The organism is Caballeronia catudaia (assembly GCF_001544755.2).
Classification (GTDB): domain Bacteria; phylum Pseudomonadota; class Gammaproteobacteria; order Burkholderiales; family Burkholderiaceae; genus Caballeronia; species Caballeronia catudaia.
Window position 1 is genome coordinate 1 of sequence record NZ_FCOF02000108.1, and the last position, 3283, is coordinate 3283.

A 3283-nucleotide genomic window follows, 5' to 3' on the forward strand; every position below is an offset into this window, starting at 1 on the left:
AAACCGCCCGGCGCACCATCAATTCCTTGATCTTGCCGATCGCCTTGGTCGGATTGAGCCCCTTCGGGCACACGTCGACGCAATTCATGATCGTATGGCAACGGAACAGACGATACGGATCTTCCAGGTTGTCCAGACGCTCGCCCGTCGCTTCGTCGCGGCTATCCGCAATGAAGCGATACGCTTGCAGCAAGCCCGCCGGTCCCACGAACTTGTCCGGGTTCCACCAGAAGCTCGGGCACGACGTCGAGCAGCTCGCGCACAGGATGCACTCGTACAAGCCATCGAGCTCGTCGCGTTCGACCGGCGATTGCAAACGCTCTTTCTCGGGCGGCGGCGTGTCATTGATCAGGTACGGCTTGATCGAATGATACTGGTTGAAGAACTGCGTGAAATCGCAGATCAGATCGCGCACGACCGGCAGACCCGGCAGCGGACGCAGCACGATGCGCTGCGGCAACTCGTTCAGGTTCGTCAGGCACGCGAGGCCGTTCTTGCCGTTGATGTTCATCGCATCGGAGCCGCACACGCCTTCGCGGCACGAGCGACGGAACGACAGCGTTTCATCGAGCTCTTTCAGCTTCACCAATGCATCGAGCAGCATGCGTTCATGCTTGATTTCAAGCTCGTACGTCTGCATGCGCGGCGCGGCGTCCTTGTCCGGATCGTAGCGATAGACTTCAAAAATTCTCTTTGCCATTTCTCTATCTTCCTTGATGCCTTCGCAGGTACGTTAGAAGGTACGCGCCTTCGGCGGCACCGATTCGACCGTCAGCGGCTTCATCTGCACCGGCTTGTATTCGAGGCGATCGCCTTCGCTGAACCACAGCGAGTGGCGCATCCAGTTCTCGTCGTCGCGATGCTCGTAGTCGCTATGCGCATGCGCGCCGCGGCTTTCCTTGCGGGCTTCGGCCGACACCATCGTCGCGCGCGCGACTTCGATCAGGTTCGCCAGTTCGAGCGCTTCGACCTTCGCCGTGTTGAACACCTTCGACTTGTCCTTCAGATGCACATGCTTCGCGCGCTCGGCCAACTCGCCGATCTTGTCGACGCCTTCTTCCAGCAGCTTCGCCGTGCGGAACACGCCCGCATGCGATTGCATCGTCGAGCGGATCTCGTTGGCGATGCTCTGCGTGTATTCGCCCGAGGTCGACTTCTCCAGCACCGCGAGACGTTCCATCGCGAAGTCGGCGGCATCGGCGGGAAGGGGCTTGTGCTCCTTCATCTCGCTTGCATGCTTGATGATGTGATTGCCCGCCGCGCGCCCGAACACGACCAGATCGAGCAGCGAGTTCGTGCCCAGACGATTCGCGCCGTGCACCGAAACGCACGAGCATTCGCCCACGGCATAGAAACCGCTGACCGGATCGTTATAACCCTTGGCCGTGCCCACGACCTGACCGTGCATGTTGGTCGGAATGCCACCCATCTGATAGTGGATGGTCGGCACCACCGGAATCGGCTCCTTGATGCAATCGACGTTCGCGAACTTCAGCGCGATCTCGCGAATCGACGGCAGACGCTTCATGATCGTCTCGGCGCCGATGTGCGACAGATCCAGCAGCACGTAATCCTTGTTCGGACCGACGCCGCGACCTTCCTTGATTTCCTGATCCATCGAGCGCGAAACGAAGTCGCGCGGCGCGAGATCCTTCAGCGTCGGCGCATAGCGTTCCATGAAGCGATCGCCGTTCGCGTTACGCAAGATGCCGCCTTCACCACGCACGCCTTCGGTGATCAGCACGCCCGCACCCGCGACGCCCGTCGGGTGGAATTGCCAGAACTCCATGTCCTGCAGCGCGATGCCCGAACGCGCCGCCATGCCGAGGCCGTCGCCCGTGTTGATGAACGCATTCGTCGATGCCGCGAAGATGCGCCCCGCGCCGCCCGTGGCGAACAGCGTCGTCTTGCCTTCGAGGATGTAGACCTCGCCCGTTTCCATTTCGAGCGCAGTGACGCCGAGCACGTCGCCATCGGCGTCGCGGATCAGATCCAGCGCCATCCATTCGACGAAGAAGTGCGTCTTGGCCGCGACGTTCTGTTGATACAGCGTGTGCAGCAGCGCGTGGCCGGTACGGTCGGCGGCCGCGCATGCGCGTTGCACCGGCTTTTCGCCGTAGTTCGCGGTGTGACCGCCGAACGGACGCTGATAGATCGTGCCATCCGGATTGCGATCGAACGGCATGCCCATGTGTTCCAACTCATACACGGCGTTGGGCGCTTCACGGCACATGAACTCGATCGCGTCCTGGTCGCCGAGCCAGTCGGAGCCCTTGATCGTGTCGTAGAAGTGATAGTGCCAGTTGTCCTCGCTCATGTTGCCAAGCGATGCGCCGATGCCGCCTTGCGCGGCCACCGTATGCGAGCGCGTCGGAAACACTTTCGACAGCACAGCGACCGACAAACCCGCACGCGCCAGTTGCAGCGATGCGCGCATGCCCGATCCGCCCGCGCCGACGATAACCACGTCAAAGCGGCGACGCGGCAGAGAAGTCTTGATTGCAGCCATGTTCTTTACACTCTCCAGAGAATCTGTGCGGCGTAGCCGGCGCATCCGATGAGCCACAGGATCGTCAGCACCTGCAGGAACAGGCGCACGCCCATCGGCTTCACGTAGTCCATCCAGATGTCGCGAATGCCGACCCACGCGTGATAGAAGAGGCAAAGCAAGGCTACGAAAGTCGCGAGCTTCATCCACTGGGTCGCGAAAATGCCCGCCCAGCCTTCGTAGGAGAAGTTATGCGCGGCGAAGAACCAGAAGAGAAGAATGACGGTGTAAGCGGCCATCACGACCGCGGTGATGCGTTGCGCGAGCCAGTCGCGCAGGCCGTAATGCGCGCCCACGACCAGGCGCTTCGGGCCGACTCGATTTTGCGTTGCCATGTTCTTAGAAGGCTCCGAAGAGTTTGAGGGCCATCGCGAGTGTGAGCAGCAGCGACACGATCAGCACGATCAGCGCGCTCTGCTTGCCGCCTTCCTTGTTCACGCCGACGTGCGTATCGAGCAGCAGAAAGCGGATGCCCGCGCAGAAGTGATGCAGATACGCCCACGACAGCACGAGCGCGATGATCTTGACGATGGGGTTGGCCAGAAAGCCCTTGAACGCGTCGAAGCGGATCTCCGACGTGAGGCTCTGGTCGAGCAGGTACAGGATGAACGGGAGGCACACGAACAGCAGCAGGCCGCTGATGCGATGCAGGATCGACACCTTCCCTGCCAGCGGCAAGCGATACTTCGCGAGTTGGCCGATCCCGATGTTTCGGTATTCCGGCCTTGGTTTTTT

4 protein-coding genes are annotated in these 3283 nt (G+C 61.1%); all 4 read right to left on the bottom strand.

Going from position 1 to position 3283, the window contains the following annotated elements; genetic code table 11:
- On the bottom strand, nucleotides 1-700 hold a 700-nt coding region (locus tag AWB75_RS36125), incomplete at its 3' end, for a succinate dehydrogenase iron-sulfur subunit (RefSeq protein ID WP_061128704.1).
- A 33-nt stretch (nucleotides 701-733) separates the two neighbouring features.
- Nucleotides 734-2509, bottom strand: a complete 1776-nt coding sequence (gene sdhA, locus AWB75_RS36130; RefSeq protein WP_061128705.1) for a succinate dehydrogenase flavoprotein subunit — start codon at nucleotides 2507-2509, stop codon at nucleotides 734-736.
- A gap of 5 nt (nucleotides 2510-2514) precedes the next feature.
- Nucleotides 2515-2883, bottom strand: coding sequence for a succinate dehydrogenase, hydrophobic membrane anchor protein (gene sdhD, locus AWB75_RS36135; protein WP_014193769.1), 369 nt, complete (start codon nucleotides 2881-2883; stop codon nucleotides 2515-2517).
- Between the two features lie 4 nt (nucleotides 2884-2887).
- Nucleotides 2888-3283 (bottom strand): succinate dehydrogenase, cytochrome b556 subunit (gene sdhC, locus AWB75_RS36140; protein ID WP_096031715.1); only part of this gene is annotated, 396 nt, incomplete at its 5' end.